The sequence below is a fragment of the Streptomyces sp. NPDC030021 genome, from assembly GCF_055574035.1.
Genome location: NZ_JBVIAH010000022.1, coordinates 41,817 through 58,665 on the forward strand (window position 1 = coordinate 41,817; position 16,849 = coordinate 58,665).

Consider the following 16,849-nt stretch of genomic DNA (forward strand, 5'->3'; position numbering starts at 1 on the left):
ATTTGTCATTTGGGGACATCGCGGGAGCCGTGCCGAGTGGGCAGGCACGGCTCGGCCGAGCCCGTCCCGCCCGCGGTGTCAGTCCTGGCCGGGGAGCCGGTGTCGGCTCCTGGCGCTGCGCCATACCCGGGGGCTGCACCCGAACTGCTCGTGGAACCAGCGCGAGAAACCGCTCAGCGACGAGAAACCCAGCAGGTCGGAGATCTCCGTGAGTGAGCGCCGTGGGTTCGCGACGAACTGCTCCGCGAGGTGCCGGCGGGTGGCGCCCAGGAGCGAGGAGAACGTCTCGCCCGAGGCGGCCAGGTGCCGGTGAACCGTCCGCCGGTCGACGCCCAGGCTGCGGGCGACCTGCTCGATCGAGCAGCGCCCCGTCGGCAACAGGACCTCGATCAGCTCGCGCACCCGGTCCGCGGCGGTGGTGTCCCTGGGCACGGTGATCGCCTCGAAGTACTGGTGGGCGTACTCGCGCAGCAGTGGATCCGCCATCGCGTTGGGCGCGTCGAGATCGCCCGCGTAGAAGACGATGCCGTCGAACTCGCGGTCGAACTCCACGATGGGGCCGAAGGCGCGCCGGTGCGTCGAGACGTCCGCCGGTGCAGGGTGCCTGAACCATACGGAGAGCGGCTGCCACCGGGTGTGCAGGAAGTCGCGCAGGATTCGGTGGTAGGCGGCGATGGCCAGCTCCGTGGCCTGCCGGGTGTCCATCGCTTCGCCGAGACGCAGGTCGACCTTCAACGTGGCCAGCCCGTCCCCCTCGGACAGCCGGGTGTCCAGGACCTCGTTGTACATGTGCTGGTGGCGGATCAACAGCCCCAGTGCGCTCCGCACATCGGGTTCCTCACGGACGACCAGACTGATGGGGCCGAGGTTGGAGAAGCGCCGGAACTCCGCCATGAGCAATCCGAAGTCCTCGTGACCCGTGGCGGCTGCCGACAGTTCCAGCACCTGGACCGCGGCGGAGCCGGAGATCCACCGGTCCTGGACCGCCAGGGCGGCGGTGTCCAGGCCCACGCGCTTCATCAGCGGCTGAGGGTCGATACCGAGCGATCGACACAGCTCGACGTAGCCGCTGAGGGCTGCGGTGCGGACCAGGGGCCTCATGTGCACGCTCCAAGACTGTCCCGAAAAGAAAAGTCTCATGTCACGCCAGGACAAGCACAGCGCTGAGTGGGCAACCTAGCATGGCGCCGTTCGCCGGCCCGGTCCGCTCGTGGCGACCGCCCTGGGCCGGCGAACGCACGATGGCACGGAGGCGGACATGAACGGTGTGACGCGCGCGGTCGAGCCGCTGCACGCGCCCTGCTCGGGGCCCGTCGCCGCACCGGGGCGGAACACCCACACGATCACGCACGCGCGAGCTGACTCCGAGGACCACGACCGGCCCGGGCTCAGGCGCCATCGCTGCGGGCCCGGTCGGCCCCGGTCGCACGGCACCGGTACCGCCCGCGCTCGCGACGGGTCCCCCTCGCGACGTGATCCGCCCTCGGGCTGCCTCCCCGCAGGCCGAGACGAACCAAGGAGATCGCCGACATGACCAACCTTGCCACGTTCCTCGTGGACTCCGCCGCGGCCCAGGGCGATCGCATCGCCGTCCGCCATGACGGCAGTACGCTCACCTACGCCCAGTTGGACGACGCGAGCGCCAGAGTCGCGGCCCTCCTGCGCGACCGCGGCGTCCAGCCCGGCGACCGCGTCGCGCTGACCATGCCCAACGTGCCGCTGTTCCCGGTCGTCCACTACGGCATCCTGCGGGCCGGCGGCGTGGTCGTGCCGATGAATCCGCTCCTCAAAGCCCGTGAGGTGGCCTTCACCCTGCGTGACTGCGGGGCGCGGATCGCGCTGGTGTTCCCGCTGTTCGCGGACGAGGTCGTGAAGGCCGCTGCCGAGACCGGAACCGAATGCCTGGTGACCGAGCCCGCGGACTTCGACGACATGCTGCGGGCCCACGAACCGGTGCCCGGCGTCGTCGACCGTACCGATGACGACCCGGCCCTCATCCTCTACACCTCGGGCACGACCGGGACGCCGAAGGGGGCCGAACTGTCCCACCGGAACCTGGCCACCAACGCCGCCACCGCGGCCGAGACGCTGCTGCAGGTCGGACCCGACGATGTGCTCTTCGGTGGCCTGCCCCTCTTCCACGCCTTCGGCCAGACCTGCGCGCTGAACACGGCCGTCGCCGCCGGCGCCACACTGACCCTGTTGCCGCGGTTCGAGCCGCAGCGCGCCCTGGAGATCATGGCCCGCGACGGGGTCACCGTGTTCCTCGGCGTGCCGACGATGTACGCGGCGCTGCTCCATGCCGAGCTCCCCGAAGGCTTCAGCGCCCACGGGCTCCGCCTGGCCGTCTCGGGCGGCGCTTCCCTTCCGGTCGAGGTGCTGCACGGCTTCGAGCGGCGCTTCGGTGTCACCGTCCTCGAAGGATACGGACTGTCCGAGACCTCACCGGTCACCGCCTTCAACCACCCGGACCGCCCGCGCAAGGCGGGCTCGATCGGACAGCCCGTCCGCGGAGTCGAGATAAAGCTCGTCGCCGAGGGCGGCGGCGCGGTGCCCTCGGGAGAGGTCGGCGAGATCGCGATCCGCGGCGAGAACCTCATGCGGGGTTACTGGAACCGGCCCGAGGCCACGGCGGACGCGGTCCACGACGGATGGTTCCACAGCGGTGACCTGGCGCGTGTCGACGAGGACGGCTTCTACTTCATCGTCGACCGCAAGAAGGACCTGATCATCCGCGGTGGCTACAACGTGTACCCGCGTGAGGTCGAGGAGGTGCTCTACGCGCACCCGTCCGTCGCCGAAGCCGCCGTCGTCGGCGTGCCGCACTCGTTCCACGGCGAGGAGATCGCAGCGGTGATCGTGCTCCGGCCAGGTGCCGAGGCCACGGCCGAGGAGATCCGGGAGTACGTCAAGGACCGGGTGGCGGCGTACAAGTACCCCCGGATCGTCACCTTCACGGCCGAGCTCCCCAAGGGCCCCACAGGCAAGATCCTCAAGCGCGAGATCGTGGTCACCGGTCGGTGAAACCTCCGGACGGGCTCGGCCTTTCTCCGGCTCCTGAGGGCGGCCCTCCTCTCCCGCCTCCCCTGGACGGCGGGGAGCCCTGCCCGAACGGGGAGACCGAGCCCTGCGTGGCCGGCTGATCGGCGGCGGCACGGCGCAGGGCACCGACAAGGCGCAGGCCCGCGGTGAGCTGGGCACCATGCGGCCCGAGGCGTCCGCATCCGCCGAACCGACCTGGGCGGCCCGGTGGCCGAGGGGACCGATCAGAACCCCCATCGACCCTGACTCCGCAGCAGGGTTCTCGTTCGATTGCTGTCGTCGGAGACCGGGTATCCCGGTCGAGATCGTACGGAATGGGACCGGTTCGGCACCGGGAGTGACACCAGTGGCGGCTCCAACGCTGAAGGGCATGGGTCGCCATACCGGCCGCGCCCACGATCCTGCCACCGACGTCCCGTCCCCGATCCCCAGAGGCCACCGCGCATGCACCCACCAATCGGCAACCCGGATCACGACACGATGGAGCTCTTCCTCGGTGATGCGGGTGCACCCGGTGCGGCGCTGGAGCCGCCGGCCCCGGTGTTCGTGGACACGTCGGGGCGCAGACAGCGCCGGGTGCGCCGCTGGGGTTACCTGCTGGTGGTACCGGCCGCCGCCTACCTGGTCCTGCTCATCAGCACCCTGCTGGGCGGCCCCACCCTCCAGTCGCCGTTCCTCCCCTCCGCCCAGGCTCCGCACACTCCCGCGCCCGAGGGAGCGGCCGGGGACCGGACTGCGAGCCCGTCCCCCCGCGGTGCGGTGAGCGGGAGCCCGCGACCCACCCCGGCGGCCTCGCGCAGCGCTGCACCCTCCCCGGCCGCCGCGACCAGGACCGGCCAGGCGACACCCGGCATCGGACCGGCTCCGACGAAGGCCGGCACCGGACCGGCAGACCCCGTTCCGTCGCCTCCCGGCGGGGGGCGCGGCCGCGGCACCGCGCCGCCCGGCCAAGGCGGAGGCAAGCCCACCGGCCACCCCTGATCCCGGCACGCCGGGCGCGGTCCACACCGCCGACACCGCATGGCCCCACACCGCACCGCAGCAGGCAGGAAGCCCCGTCCCTTGTCGAAGAACCGTCGCCGCCGCCCCCACGGCAGGCACAGCTCCGTACGCAACGTCCCCCTGCGCACCCACTGGCTGCTGCTGACCACACTCGTGCTCACCCTCTCGACGGCGCTGCTCCTCCAGGGCTACACCCAGCACCTGTTCGACTCCACTCCCGACGGGGCTCCCCGTGAGCGGGGTCGGGCCACCTCCGTCCCGGCGGCCATCAGCTCCGGCGGGCCGGTGATCGAGGGGGCGGCCGGCCGCACCGCCGCCCCGGCGGCCCGCACCCTCGCGCTGACCTTCGACGACGGCCCCGACCCCGTCTGGACGCCGAAGATCCTCGACGTGCTGCGCCGCAACGACGTGCCCGCCACCTTCTTCACCGTCGGCACCCGGGTTGCCGAGAACCCCGGACTCGCCCGCCGGATCGTTGACGAGGGCCACCAGATCGGCCTGCACAGCTTCACCCACACCGATCTCGGAACCGCGTCCGCCTGGCGGCGTTCCCTGGAACTGCGCGAGACTCAGCTCGTCATCGCCGGTGCCACCGGCGTCACCACGCCGCTGCTGCGCCCGCCTTACTCCTCCACCAACAAGGCGCTCGGCGACGCCGACTGGAACGCCGTCGTCCAGGCTGGGCAGGAGGGGTACCTGACCGTCCTGACGACCCTGGACAGCCAGGACTGGCGGCGCCCGGGCGTAGAGCAGATCATCGCCGGCGCCACCCCGAAGGACGCCGCCGGGCAGATCGTGCTGCTGCACGACGCGGGCGGGGACCGTAGGCAGACGGTCGCCGCGCTCGAACAGCTCGTGCCGCGGCTGAAGGCGTCCGGCTGGACGTTCGTCACCGTGGGCGACGCGGTCGCCCTCCCCGAAGCCGTGCAGCCGGCCGGGACCACGGACAGGTGGCACGGCCTCGCCCTCATCACCGCGATCCGCACCAGCGACTGGATCATCGAAGCCCTTTCGTGGCTGCTGTGGGCGGCGGGCGCGATCAGCCTGCTGCGTGCGGTCGCCGTCTTCGTCGCCGCCAGGCGGCACGTGCGGATGCGCCGCAGGCCCTGGGGCGCTCCGGTCACCGAACCCGTGAGCGTCATCGTCCCCGCCTACAACGAGAGCGCCGGCATCGAGGCCGCCGTCCGTTCCCTGGTGGCCTCCGACCACCAGGTCGAGGTCATCGTCGTCGATGATGGCTCCACGGACGGCACGGCCGACATCGTCGAGGGCCTCCGGCTGCCCGGCGTGCGGGTCATCCGGCAGCAGAACGCCGGAAAGCCAGCCGCCCTCAACACGGGCATCGCCGCGGCCTACTGCAATCTGCTCGTCATGGTCGACGGCGACACCGTCTTCGAACCGGACGCCGTCCGCATGATCGTCCAGCCCTTCGCCCAGCGCCGCGTGGGGGCGGTATCCGGCAACGCCAAGGTGGTCAACCGGGGCGGGCTGCTCGGACGCTGGCAGCACATCGAGTACGTCGTCGGCTTCAACCTCGACCGTCGGCTGTTCGACCTCGCCGAGTGCATGCCCACCGTCCCCGGTGCCGTCGGAGCCTTCCGCCGCGAGGCGCTGCTGCGGGTCGGCGGCGTCAGCGACACCACCCTCGCCGAGGACACGGATCTCACCATGGCCCTGTGCCGGGACGGCTGGCGCGTGGTCTACGAGGAGCGCGCCAAGGCCTGGACGGAAGCCCCCGCATCGCTCGGTGCCCTGTGGAAGCAGCGCTACCGGTGGTGCTACGGCACCCTCCAGGCGATGTGGAAGCACCGGGGCGCCCTCACCCAGCGTGGGCAGGCCGGAAAGCTCGGCCGACGCGGTCTGGGCTACCTGCTGATGTTCCAGGTCCTGCTGCCCCTGCTCGCGCCCGTCGTGGACGTCTTCGCGGTCTACGGCCTGATCTTCCTCGACCCCCTGCGCATCCTCGGCCTGTGGACGGCGTTCCTGCTCCTCCAGGTCCTGATGGGGCTGTACGCGTTCCGCCTGGACGGGGAGCGGCCGGGACCGTTGTGGAGCCTGCCCCTGCAGCAGTTCGTCTACCGCCAGCTCATGTACCTGGTCGTGATCCAGTCCGTCTTCACCGCTGTCGCCGGGTCCCGCCTGCGCTGGCAGCGAATGGATCGCTACGGCAGCCTCCAGGTGCCCGTCACCCCGTCCGAGCCCCTGCTGCCGGACCGTTTGCCCGTGCCCGAGGCCCCGCCGGCCCCCGAGCCCTGGGCCGTTCCCGCGGCCGCGCCGTACGGCGGCTACGACGCGGACCCCGCCTGGACGTCCCAACCTTCTGCCCCGGTCCCGTACAGCTCGCAGGACCACATCTGGCCTTCGCAGGGGCCCCGCGACCTGTAGGCGCCGGTTCCGAGGTGTTCCGCGTGGAGGACCGAGCCCAGGGTGTCGCCGACTCTCGCGTTGCCGGGGGCCGCCGCCGCACCCGGGGCCGTCCAGGCAGAGGCCGGGTGCGGCGGTGGGGCGGGGGTCAGGCTGCGGCGAGGCTGATCTGGTCGTTGAAGATCACCCAGTGCTGGCCGCGGTCGGCGGAGTCGCACGGCTTGGTCGAAATGTTCGGGGTCTGCCAGGCGTTGGCCAGGCAGTAGGCCGGAGCGTAGGTGAGGGAGATCTGCTGGCCCGAGACGGTCCAGTACTGCCCCTGGTCCTTGGGGTTGCAAGGCTTCACCGAGACGTCCTGAGCGTTCCACGTGTTGGCGAGACAGTAGCCCCGCGCGTTGCTGAGGGAGATCTGCTGGCCCGAGACGGTCCAGTGCTGGCCGCGGTCGGCGGCATCGCACGGCTTCGTGGAGACGTTCGGGGTTTCCCAGGCGTTGGCGAGGCAGTAGAGGCCGGGAGCGCGCAGGGACGGGGCGGCGGTGTCTACGGCCTGTGCCGCGACGGCCGGCAGGAGGGAGACGTTCAGGGACAGCATCGCGACGGCGAGCGTCTTGCGGAGTGCGATTGCCATGGGGGAGTCCGTTCTTGCTGTAGGCGTGGGATTCGCGCACGACCACGAGGTGATTTCCCAACTCGGACCCGAACGCATGGCAATTGGTAGCAGCACTCGTTGGTGGGCCAACGGTTTCTGCGCGGCACGTTCATTCCATGGAGTCCGTATGTGCGATGATCCGACGGATATCCGAGAGTGGCGGAACGGGCTCGACGACATGCGGGAATGTCCCGCCGTGAACCCCAACGGCGACCGGTCCGTCGATTCAGGGTCACGAAAGAGACAACGAATGCGGCACTGGGGACGGACGCGCAGCATGGAGGCATGGTTGTACTCTCGCGGCCGGGTCACCGTCTAAAGGCCTCCGCGCCCAGCCATCCACCGGGATCTCCGTCGAGCGGCTCCCTTCCGGGTGCAGACCAGGAGAGCTCTGGAATCCGCCGACGCCTGGACCGGGGGCCCCGCCGTATGCCGCCCGGCCTGCCCCGAGCGTCCTGCACAGCTCTCGCGGCCCTTCTTGCGGCCCTTCTGACCACCGTGCCGATCGGCCCCGCCCACGCCTTCACCGGTGACAATCACGAGGACATCACCCGGGCCGCACTGCCCTGGGAGCCCGTCACACTGACCGAGATGGCCGATGCCCACGATGGAGCGATCAACGCCAACGACCGGCCGCCGTACTTCGCTGTCGGCCCCCTGCACTGCGACAACGCCGACCACCTCGCCCCCCGCTACGCCCCCGACTACCCGCGGACCCGGGACGAGGCCACCACCGAGCTCCTCGCGTGCATCCGTACCTCCGTCACCCGCTTCCGCAACGCGGTCGAGGCCGCCGACGGCCTCGTCGACGCTGACGGCAAGGTACGTGCCGACCAGAGCGACCTGTCCTCGCACTGCGCGTGGGAAGAGAAGCCCGGGCGGGCCAAGTGCACCGTCCTCGAACAGCTCGGCCGCGGCTGGCACCAGATCGAGGACTTCTACGCGCACTCCAACTGGAGCGACCGGCCCGCGACCGGCCCGATCGGCCTCGACAACCCGCCCGGCCTGGAACGTACGGACGTGGCGCCCTTCCTCGACATCCGCCGCTACAGCGCCATGAAGGACGCCGATTGGACCCGGGACGCGCGAGAGCGCATCCCTGCAGACCTCGCCACCGGCTGTTACACCGACATTGAATCCACCGGTGTCAAGCCCGCCGACTGCGACGGCCGGGTCGCCCACAACAGCGCCCTGAACAAGGACACCGCCGCGTCGGCCCGCTCCAGGACGGGCGACAACTTCCGGCACGCGACGGCCGGCGCCACCGCCGAGACCACGCGCCAATGGAACGACTTCAAGGCCGAGCTGATCGCGAAGTACCCCGATCACCGACGCGGCGCCCAGATGGTCTGCGCCCTCGTCCACGATGACCCGGCCGGCGCCTGTCCCTGACAGGGGCCGCCGTCGGCTGTGACGGGGGCCGGCTGTGACGGGGGCGCCTGGCCATACGGCGCCGTGTCATACCGGTTCCGGGGTGAAGCTGCACAACTCGTCGGCCCCGGCGCGTACGACGCCGTAGCTGCTCTCGGGTACCGCGTTCCAGGCACCGGGCAGATCGCCGAGGGGTTCGGACACCACCAGGCGGGTTTCGTCGGACACTTCCTGAAGGAAGGTGACTTCGGGGTGCAGCTTGCGCAGCGAGTCCACCCGGGTGCTGTAGAAGAGCGACCGTGAGGAGCCCTGGCTGGAGTAGCGGAAGGCCCACAGGGTCGTCCCGTCACTGACGGCGACCGTCATCTGCATCGGGTACTCCACGCCGTGTTCGCGGCCGACGCGTTCCACCAGCCCCACCATCTTGGCGACGGCGCCCGGCGGGTCCTCCTCCAGGCCGAAGGTGAGCGCCAGGAAGAACATGGTCTCCGAGTCCGTCGTCCCCTCGATCTCGGAGTACAGCGCGGGGTCGACGAGCAGGGTGAGGTCCCGCCGCATGGCGTGGAAGCCGGCGACGGAGCCGTTGTGCATCCACATCCAGCGGCCGTGCCGGAAGGGGTGACAGTTCGTCTGCTGCACCGCCGTGCCCGTCGACGCCCGGATGTGGGCGAAGAACAACGGCGAGCGGACGTGGTCCGCGAGCTCCCGCAGGTTGCGGTTGTTCCAGGCGGGGCCGACGTCCCGCATGAGGGCGGGGGTGCCGTCGCTGCCCTCGGGGTACCACCCGACGCCGAAACCGTCACCGTTCGTCGTCTCGACACCCAGTTTGGAGTGCAGGCTTTGATCGATCAGCGAGTGGGCCGGTTTGTAGAGGATGGTGTCGAGCAGCTGGGGGGTTCCCGAGTATGCGAGCCATCGGCACATGTGCGATCACCTGTTTTCCTCACCTGAACCTGCGGGAAGACCTCGTCGCGCTCGCCCCCGGCCTGCCGGAGTCTGCAATGAGTCCGCCGGTCATCTCGCCACCGCACTCCACTGCCCCGTCTTCGAGCGCGCTGCGAGTGGAGTGGCGCTGTTCCCGTGCTGTGGGCGAGGCCGTGTTCGCCGATCGGGTGGCTCTTACTCCGCCCAAGCCTATTTTCGCCTCCTTCGCCGCGCATCGCCATGCGGAGCGGATCGGAGGGCGATCGCTCCGCGCCGGGGCGATGGAACCAGCGGATCCGTCCGGCCCCGAAATGCCCCGAGCCGGTCCAGCGCGCCTTGATCCTCGATCCCGGCAGGCTCACGCGGTAGTGGCTCCTGCGGTGATCAGGGCCCGGACCGCCGGCAGGCCGGCTTCGGCCAGGGCGCGGCGCTGGCGGTCGGCCGCCGTTCCCCGCCGGCGCAGCCGGTGGACAAGCGAGGTCACCTCGCGGTGATCACCGTTCTCTTCGAGGGCGGGGCCGATGTACCGAAGGAGCGCGCACAGCACGTCCCCGCTGCTCCGTAGCCGGCCCGCCGGGTCCACCAGCGTGCTGCCCAGTCCGTGTCTGGCCGCATGCCACGTCGCCGCCTGCAGGAGCTCCGGTCGGCACGGCACGAGAGCGACTCCGGCCTTCTCCTCGGCGACCGCGGTGGCGGCGAGCCCGCGGACGACGCCGGCGAGTATCACCGCGTCGTCCGCCTCCAGCTGCACGTCACAGCAGCGCACCTCAACCGTCGGGTAGCGCTCGGAGAGCCGGGCGTGCCAGTACAGCTGCCCCCGGTCCGGGACCACCCCGGGTTCCACCAGCGCATCGGCCCGCGCCTCGTAGTCCGCGAGCCCAGCGAAGTGCGGGGGCGGGCCGCTGACCGGCCAGCGGCCGAAGACGATCGTGCGCCAGCTGGCGAACCCGGTGTCCCGCCCGTCCCACAGGGGCCCGTTCGCGGACATCGCCAACAACGTGGGAAGCCAGACACGCAGCCGGTTCAGAACGGCCACCCCGGTCTCGCGGTCGGGCATGCCCACATGGACGTGCATCCCGCAGATCAGCTGCTCATCGACCAGCAATCGGGCCTCTTGCCGCATCTTCACGTACCTCGCCGTGCGGGTGATGGGTACGGGCGAGGCGGTCCTGACCGGCGCGGTGGCAGAGACGGCGATGCGGCAGCCGTTCGCCTGTGCGGCGGCGGCGACTGCCTGGCGCAACCGCAGAAGGTGGCCGCCCACCTCCACGAGGTCCGTGCACACAGGGGTGGCGACTTCGATCTGCGCCTGCAGCAGTTCGTCCTGGACTTCTCGCTCTTCCGCGATGGGTGCCAGGCGGGCCGTGGCACGCACCTGCTGCACGAGCGGGGTAGGCAGGAGCGTCTCCGGGTCGACCAGCAAATACTCCTCTTCGACCCCAACAGTGATCATGCTGGGTGGTACCCCGAACCAGATGTGATCACCCAGGTCCAGGGCGATTGCCACACAATGAGGCGCAATCCGGTGCTCCTCGCGCGCGTTTCGTGCAGGAATTCTCGTACCGTGCCGGCTCGCCGGTCCGGAGCAGGGCCTTTTCCGCGAGCCAGAAACGACCGACCGTCCCCGCCACCGGACGTCGATGCCGACCGCCAATGGATGCGCCGGAGTGCGGCCCGGGCCCCCGGTACCGAAGATGAGCCTGATCCTTCAGACTGTCAGGAGCAGAGCCCATGCTGGAGCGCACGCTGCGCAAGGACCGCACCGAGGTCACCTTCATTCTTCCCGCCGACACCCCGCCGGGGCCGGTCAGCGTAGTGGGCGACTTCAATGACTGGCAGCCCGGTGTTCACACCCTGCGCCCGCGTGAGGACGGCAAGCGGGCCGTCACGGTCGAGCTGCCGCCCGAGAACACGCACTCCTTCCGGTACCTGGCGGCGGGGGACTACTGGTTCAACGACGAGAGCGCCGGCGACCAGCACGGATCCAACAGCCGCCTGTACACCTGACCCGCGGGAAGTCGCGGTGGGTGTCCGGCCGTGGGGGCGCCTGCTCCGTCCGGCTCGGCGCGCCCGGCGTGGCACGGCTGTCCGGGCGACGGCGGATGCCCGGTGTGAGGAGAGCGGATGAGCGAATGGGCCGTCGTTGTTGCCGGGGGCGTGGTCGTCGCCTACGGAGCCCTGTCGCGGCGCCTGTCGACCACGGTGGTGTCGGGGCCGTTGGTGTTCATGCTCGTCGGCCTGGTGATCGGACCGGTGGGCCTGGGCCTGCTGGACCGGGCACGGGATACGGAGGTCATTCAGGCTCTGCTGGAGAGCGCGCTGGTTCTGCTGCTCTTCGCGGACGCGTCGGGGATCCGGGCCCGGGACCTGCGCCGGGAGGAGTTCTTGCCACTGCGGCTGCTGGCGGTGGGCCTGCCGGTCACGATGGCTCTGGGATGGCTGGCGGCATGGCCCCTGCTTCCGGGCCTGAGCGTGTGGGAGCTGGCCTTGGCCGGCATCATCCTGGCGCCGACGGACGCCGCGCTCGGTCAACAGGCCGTCTCCAACAAGCGGGTGCCGGCGCTGGTCCGCGGCGGCCTGTCCGTGGAATCCGGTCTGAACGACGGCCTGGCGCTTCCGTTCTTCGTGGTGGCTCTGGCAGCGGCGGGTGAGGGCCACGGTCATCCCGGTGTGGCCGAGACGTTCCTGCGTGCTCTGCTGCTGAGCGGCGCGATCGGCATCGCGGCCGGCTGGGCAGGGGCGAGCCTGTTGCGCTGGTCGCTTTCCCGAGGGTGGAGCAGCTCCGACTGGCGGCAGTTCATGGCGCTGGTCGTTCCGGTCATCACATACCTGCTGTGCGCCATGGGCGAGGGCAGCGGTTTCATCGGCGCCTGGGTCGCCGGTCTGGCCTTCGGAGTTCATCTGCGTCGTGCGCCGAGCGACCCGGGCGTCCGCGTCCAGGAAGAGGATCCCACGCAGAGCACGAGGTTCACCGAACGCCTCGGGCTGCTGCTGGCCTCGCTGAGCTTCCTCGTTTTCGGCGCCGTCATCCTGGGACCGGTGCTCCACCACCTGACGTGGCGGTCCGTGGTCTACGCGCTGCTCAGCCTTACCGTCATCCGGATGCTGCCGGTCGCTCTCTCACTGATCGGCACCGGCCTGCGCCCTGCCTCCGTGGCCTACATCGGCTGGTTCGGTCCGCGCGGGCTGGCGTCTCTCGTGTTCGGCCTGATCGCGTTCGAAGAGCATCTGCCCGGGGGGACGTTGCTGGGCGAGGTCATCGCCGTGACCGTGGGCATGAGCATCCTGCTCCACGGAGCCTCGGCTCCCTTCCTGGGCAACCGCTACGCCGAATGGTTCACCAGAACACTCCGCGTCAAGCCGAACCTGCGGGAGAACGCACTCGCCGACGACGAAGTGTCACCCTGAGGCCCAGGCCGCGGCCTGGGCGACACGTGGTTGCTCCGGGATCACTTGATGGAGCCGGCCGCACGCCGTGGACCTCCCGTCGGCTACGGAGCGGGGACTGATCAGCCACCCGACGCGGGGCGCCGAGTCGTCCGTGGTCCGTCAGCCGGCCGGGAGTTCCTCCGCAGGCAGCCGTCCCTCCCGCACCGCGTCGACCAGTGCCTGGTGGTCGCGCTCGTTCTGGTCGGCGTACGCCTCCGCGAAGGTCACGAGGGCCCGGTCGAAGGAGTCGCCGCTGCCCAGATAGGAGGCGATGGCGATCCGGTCGCCGGACCGCGCGTGCGCGCGGGCGAGGGTGATGCCGCAGACGCCACCGAACGTCTCCAGCTGCCTGGGCGACATCGTCTCCGGCATCGCGATGCCCTTCCAGTCGCGCAGCTGGCGGATGTAGAAGTCACGGCGCTTGCCGTCGAACCCGTCCACCCGCTCCCAGCCGAGGAACATGTCGCTCGCCGCCTGCATCAACCGCTGCCCCGCGACCACACGCTCGCCCTGGTTCCGGTACCGGCTCGCCCCGACGTGGTCGGCGAGCACGGACGTGTCGGCCTCCTTGGCCTGCAGGAACAACGGGTCCCCGCCGTCCCGACCGAGGAGCAGGAAGATCCAGCACCGGGTGCCGACGCTGCCGACCCCGACGACCTTGCGGGCGACGTCGACCAGCTGGTAGTCCTCCAGGAGGGCGCGCCGGTCGGACGGCAGCGTGACTCCGTACCGCTCGATGAGTGCCTTGAACTGGCGCTCCAGCGCGGTGCGCTCGGCGTCCGGCAGCAGGTCGGCGATCGGTACCAGCAACGGGGGATCCGCCGCGATCATCGGCCGGTCGTCCACCACCTGCGTGAGCTTGCCGAACACCTGCAGGGCGTCCCGGGAGCGGGCCTTGGTCAGGGCGCGGTCCAGCTTCTTGCGGCCCTTCTTGTGGAGCTGGTCCGCGGTCAGGGCCGTGAGGCGGTCGGCGTCGATCTTCGCGTACCAGACGTCGAGGTTGCCCATGCCCGCGAAGTTGATCATCGCCTCGCGGTACGAACGCACCGTGCTGCCCACGATGCGGGCGCGCTCGGCATCGTCGAAGCCGTTCGCCCGGGCTGCGATGACGAAACTCGCCGACAGGCGTTTGACGTCCCATTCCCAGGGGCCCGGCAAGGTCTCGTCGAAGTCGTTGATGTCGAACATCAGCTCCCGCTCCGGCGAGGCCAGCAGCCGGAAGTTCAGCAGGTGCGCATCCCCGCACAGCTGGGCGGAGATCCCCGAGTCGGGACTGCCCGCCAGGTCGGAGGCCATGATCGCAGCGGCGCCCCGGTAGAACCGGAAAGGGGACTCGGTCATCCGGCCGTATCGGATCGGCACCAGTTCCGGCACCCTGGTCTCGGACTGGGCCTTCAGGATTTTCAGCGGGTCCCGCCGGTCCGGAGAAGGCTCGTACACCGCGTGTCCCGACCGCGGTGAACGGCTCCGGGCCTCCTTGCCGAGTGCCGCGCGCTCCTCGGGCGTGGCGTGAACTGACGCGCGCATCGTCGTGGTCGAGTGCTGGGGCATCCGAGGCCCTCCTGTCTGGTCCTCTGTCCGTGGGGTCGCCGGCGTCCGGTGGCCGGCACGGTGCCGTGGTCCCGTCCGATGCCGGCAGTGCCGATCACCGATGCGGATGGAGTCTGCTCTCGGCCGGGCCTCAGCGCCGGGCCCCGATTTCGGTGTCGGCGACAGGGACCAGGACGTCCCGCAGCGGCTCGGTGGTCACACAGGCCCTGTCGGCGGGGTCGACGTGGACCAGGGAGGAGATCGGCGGAGCATCGGAGGCGGCGAGGGCCGCGACATGCGTGAGCACGAACCCGTCCTGGGCCGGTCCGCACCGTTCGATCGAGCCGGCCGACATCGCGGCGAGGGTGTCCAGGACGGGAGTTTCGGCTGCAGCGGCCATGTCGTACGCCTCCCGTGGGCTTCCGACGCCGAGCCGGGAATGATCGTGGAGCAACGGGTGTCCGCGAGCGCCGGGCTTCCCTCAACCCTAGATCCGTCCTGGTCACCCCGCATCGCGACCCGCTTCTCGGACTTCACGCAACCACGCGGGCCCGCACCGTGCGCCTGGCCGTCTGGAGACCGAGGCCGAATCGACCGGGGTGTCCGCCTTCGAAGGCGCCCTGCCGCAGAGGATCCGTTCCACGGAATCGCCGGCCAGGCCGGTTCGTGTACACCCACTCGCCATGGTCGTGCAGTGGCACCGGACGGTCGGGCTCGGCAGGGCCTACGGCTTCGCCGAGTGCGGCTGGGCCGTCGGGATTCGCTGGGTGAAGAACAGGGCGAGGACGGCGGCGAAGGCCAGGACGGCGAGTGCCGCGCGCAGGCCGTCGAGCCTGGCCTCGGCGTTCACGTCCAGCGCAGCCTGGGACACCTCCGCGCTCACGCCGGCTTCATCGAGCGCGGTCTGCAGCTGGGCGTCGGACAGAAACGGCGCGCCGCTCTGGAGCTTGACGTTCGCCTGGCTCGTGACGCTGTCGGGGACCGCCGGATTCTGCTCGATGCCGGCGAGGAAGGAAGACGCAAGTGCGGCGATCATGATCGATCCGGCGAGTGCCGTACCGATCGAGGCGCCGAGGTTGGTGACGGCGTTCTGGACGCCGCCGACCTCCGCACTCTGCTCCTGCGGCACCGCGGACACGGTGACGGACCCGAGCTGGGACGCCAGTGCTCCCATACCGAGCCCGATCAGCAGGAGGGGGACGGTGACGACCGCCGCGTCGGCGTCCGAGTCGAGCGCGGCCATCAGGACCACCACGCCCGCGAGCAGCGCGAGGATCCCGAACCGCACCACTCGCCGCGGTGAGACGTCCGGGAGGAAGCGCGGGATGAGGGTCGCGGCGGCCAGCAGGCTCACCGAGAGCGGCAGGAGGCGGGCGCCGGTCTCCAGTGCCGACAGTCCCAGGGCGACGGACAGATAGAGCGGGATGATGAAGAACACGCCCATCTGCACGAGGTACTGGAAGAAGAACATCGTCAGGCCGCCGGTGAGCTGCTTGTTCTGCAGCATGCCGGGATCGACGAGGGGATCCCCGCCCCGCTCCCCGACCCGGGCCTCCCAGCGGAGGAAGAGCCAGACAAGGAAGAGACCCGCCAGCATCAGCCAGACCGTCAGCGACACCCCGAGCCACGAGGGGGCGTCGGGCTTCGGCTGGAACCAGCCCCATTCCTCGGACCGGAGCACGCCGTAGACGAAGATCCCGAGCCCGGCAGCGGAGAGGACGACGCCGACGAGGTCGATGCGCCGGCGGTCGGCCGGCGGGGCGTCCGCGATGCGGCGCGTGAGCAGGAGGATGCCGAGTACCACCAGGACCTCGCCTGCGAAGACCCACCGCCAGGAGAAGTACGTCGTCGCGATGCCGCCGATGAGCGGCCCGACCGCGATCGCCACGGCCCCGGCCGCCACGACGAGTCCGTAGGCGGCGGGGCGGCGTTCGACGGCGAAGTTGCCGGCGACGAGCGCCACGATCGCCGGCAGGATGAGAGCCGCTCCGATTCCTTCCAGGAACGCCCAGCCCAGCAGCAGCACGGGAAGGTTCGGTGCGAGCGCGGTGGTGAGGGAGCCGACCCCGTAGATGCAGCAGCCGATCATGAACGCGCGTTTGCGGCCGATCAGCGCCCCGACCTTGCCGCCGGGGATCATGAACATCGCCATCACGAGGGTGTAGGCGGTGATCGCGCCTTGGATACCTGTCACGGTGGTGCCCACGTCCTCGGCCACCGTGGCGATGGAGACGTTCATGACGGAGCTGTCGAGCGCCATCAGGAACTGCCCGGACGCGAGCGCCAACAGGACGAGTCGTGCCTTCGCCGTACTCTCGGCCGTGCCTGCCTCGGATGACATGGACGCATGCTCCCAGCCGCCCAGAGGCCCGGAGGGCCGACCCGCCGCGCAGTCGGCCGGACGAGGGTCGCTCCCCGGGTGCACCAGCGGCGAAGGCCGCGCCCTGGTGGTAGGCCGGGAGGCGTAGAGCTGCCGGGCGGGTTCTGCCTGGTCCGGAACGAGCTTGCCGTCCTGCAGGGCGTCTACCCGGACACCGA

13 protein-coding genes are annotated in these 16,849 nt (G+C 70.6%); 6 read left to right on the plus strand and 7 right to left on the minus strand.

Translation table 11 applies throughout. The features are described 5' to 3' along the window. Nucleotides 1-78: 78 nt before the first annotated feature. Nucleotides 79-1,101, minus strand: a complete 1,023-nt coding sequence (locus ACZ4YL_RS33290; RefSeq protein WP_468121528.1) for an AraC family transcriptional regulator — start codon at nt 1,099-1,101, stop codon at nt 79-81. 429 nt (nt 1,102-1,530) lie between these two features. On the opposite strand from ACZ4YL_RS33290, the gene ACZ4YL_RS33295 reads away from it, so the two are divergent. From ACZ4YL_RS33295 to ACZ4YL_RS33305, 3 genes are all read left to right on the plus strand, one after another. Beyond that, nucleotides 1,531-3,024 (plus strand): long-chain-fatty-acid--CoA ligase, encoded by a 1,494-nt coding sequence (locus tag ACZ4YL_RS33295; protein ID WP_468121529.1) that lies wholly within the window; start codon nt 1,531-1,533, stop codon nt 3,022-3,024. Between the two features lie 462 nt (nt 3,025-3,486). Next, complete coding sequence (locus tag ACZ4YL_RS33300) at nt 3,487-4,023, plus strand: hypothetical protein (protein ID WP_468121530.1); 537 nt, start codon at nt 3,487-3,489, stop codon at nt 4,021-4,023. A gap of 39 nt (nt 4,024-4,062) precedes the next feature. Next, nucleotides 4,063-6,429, plus strand: a complete 2,367-nt coding sequence (locus ACZ4YL_RS33305; RefSeq protein WP_468121531.1) for a bifunctional polysaccharide deacetylase/glycosyltransferase family 2 protein — start codon at nt 4,063-4,065, stop codon at nt 6,427-6,429. Nucleotides 6,430-6,556: 127 nt separating this feature from the next. Here the strand turns inward: ACZ4YL_RS33305 and ACZ4YL_RS33310 are convergent, their stop codons facing one another. Continuing rightward, nucleotides 6,557-7,036 carry a ricin-type beta-trefoil lectin domain protein gene (locus ACZ4YL_RS33310; RefSeq protein WP_468121532.1) on the minus strand — a complete coding sequence of 160 codons (480 nt, stop codon included), beginning with the start codon at nt 7,034-7,036 and terminating at the stop codon, nt 6,557-6,559. Between the two features lie 519 nt (nt 7,037-7,555). On the opposite strand from ACZ4YL_RS33310, the gene ACZ4YL_RS33315 reads away from it, so the two are divergent. After that, nucleotides 7,556-8,449: a hypothetical protein gene (locus tag ACZ4YL_RS33315; protein WP_468121533.1), complete on the plus strand. Its 894-nt coding sequence runs from the start codon at nt 7,556-7,558 to the stop codon at nt 8,447-8,449. Between the two features lie 66 nt (nt 8,450-8,515). Here the strand turns inward: ACZ4YL_RS33315 and ACZ4YL_RS33320 are convergent, their stop codons facing one another. Next, the gene (locus tag ACZ4YL_RS33320) at nt 8,516-9,352 is read right to left on the minus strand and encodes a class II glutamine amidotransferase (protein ID WP_468121534.1); all 837 of its coding nucleotides are present in this window, start codon (nt 9,350-9,352) and stop codon (nt 8,516-8,518) included. A gap of 358 nt (nt 9,353-9,710) precedes the next feature. Then, a complete protein-coding gene (locus ACZ4YL_RS33325; RefSeq protein WP_468121535.1) occupies nt 9,711-10,805 on the minus strand; it encodes a carboxylate-amine ligase in 1,095 nt (364 codons plus the stop codon). A 278-nt stretch (nt 10,806-11,083) separates the two neighbouring features. Between ACZ4YL_RS33325 and ACZ4YL_RS33330 the strand changes: the two genes are divergently transcribed. Together ACZ4YL_RS33330 and ACZ4YL_RS33335 are read left to right on the plus strand one after the other, a co-directional pair. Continuing rightward, on the plus strand, nt 11,084-11,359 hold the full coding sequence (locus ACZ4YL_RS33330; protein ID WP_468121536.1) for an isoamylase early set domain-containing protein: 276 nt from the start codon (nt 11,084-11,086) through the stop codon (nt 11,357-11,359). A 117-nt stretch (nt 11,360-11,476) separates the two neighbouring features. After that, nucleotides 11,477-12,760, plus strand: coding sequence for a cation:proton antiporter (locus tag ACZ4YL_RS33335; RefSeq protein WP_468121537.1), 1,284 nt, complete (start codon nt 11,477-11,479; stop codon nt 12,758-12,760). 141 nt (nt 12,761-12,901) lie between these two features. Here ACZ4YL_RS33335 and ACZ4YL_RS33340 read toward each other — a convergent pair whose 3' ends face one another. From ACZ4YL_RS33340 to ACZ4YL_RS33350, 3 genes are all read right to left on the minus strand, one after another. Further along, nucleotides 12,902-14,332, minus strand: coding sequence for a DUF2252 domain-containing protein (locus ACZ4YL_RS33340; protein WP_468121538.1), 1,431 nt, complete (start codon nt 14,330-14,332; stop codon nt 12,902-12,904). A gap of 130 nt (nt 14,333-14,462) precedes the next feature. Beyond that, complete coding sequence (locus tag ACZ4YL_RS33345; RefSeq protein ID WP_468121539.1) at nt 14,463-14,711, minus strand: hypothetical protein; 249 nt, start codon at nt 14,709-14,711, stop codon at nt 14,463-14,465. Nucleotides 14,712-15,035: 324 nt separating this feature from the next. Next, a complete protein-coding gene (locus ACZ4YL_RS33350; protein ID WP_468121540.1) occupies nt 15,036-16,652 on the minus strand; it encodes an MFS transporter in 1,617 nt (538 codons plus the stop codon). Nucleotides 16,653-16,849 lie beyond the last annotated feature (197 nt).

Bases quoted from the DNA above. Each gene is read 5' to 3' on its own strand.
- ACZ4YL_RS33290 (WP_468121528.1), bottom strand. From the start codon at position 1,101: ATGAGGCCCCTGGTCCGCACCGCAGCCCTCAGCGGCTACGTCGAGCTG.
- ACZ4YL_RS33295 (WP_468121529.1), top strand. From the start codon at position 1,531: ATGACCAACCTTGCCACGTTCCTCGTGGACTCCGCCGCGGCCCAGGGC.
- ACZ4YL_RS33300 (WP_468121530.1), top strand. From the start codon at position 3,487: ATGCACCCACCAATCGGCAACCCGGATCACGACACGATGGAGCTCTTC.
- ACZ4YL_RS33305 (WP_468121531.1), top strand. From the start codon at position 4,063: ATGGCCCCACACCGCACCGCAGCAGGCAGGAAGCCCCGTCCCTTGTCG.
- ACZ4YL_RS33310 (WP_468121532.1), bottom strand. From the start codon at position 7,036: ATGGCAATCGCACTCCGCAAGACGCTCGCCGTCGCGATGCTGTCCCTG.
- ACZ4YL_RS33320 (WP_468121534.1), bottom strand. From the start codon at position 9,352: ATGTGCCGATGGCTCGCATACTCGGGAACCCCCCAGCTGCTCGACACC.
- ACZ4YL_RS33325 (WP_468121535.1), bottom strand. From the start codon at position 10,805: ATGATCACTGTTGGGGTCGAAGAGGAGTATTTGCTGGTCGACCCGGAG.
- ACZ4YL_RS33330 (WP_468121536.1), top strand. From the start codon at position 11,084: ATGCTGGAGCGCACGCTGCGCAAGGACCGCACCGAGGTCACCTTCATT.
- ACZ4YL_RS33335 (WP_468121537.1), top strand. From the start codon at position 11,477: ATGAGCGAATGGGCCGTCGTTGTTGCCGGGGGCGTGGTCGTCGCCTAC.
- ACZ4YL_RS33340 (WP_468121538.1), bottom strand. From the start codon at position 14,332: ATGCCCCAGCACTCGACCACGACGATGCGCGCGTCAGTTCACGCCACG.
- ACZ4YL_RS33345 (WP_468121539.1), bottom strand. From the start codon at position 14,711: ATGGCCGCTGCAGCCGAAACTCCCGTCCTGGACACCCTCGCCGCGATG.
- ACZ4YL_RS33350 (WP_468121540.1), bottom strand. From the start codon at position 16,652: ATGTCATCCGAGGCAGGCACGGCCGAGAGTACGGCGAAGGCACGACTC.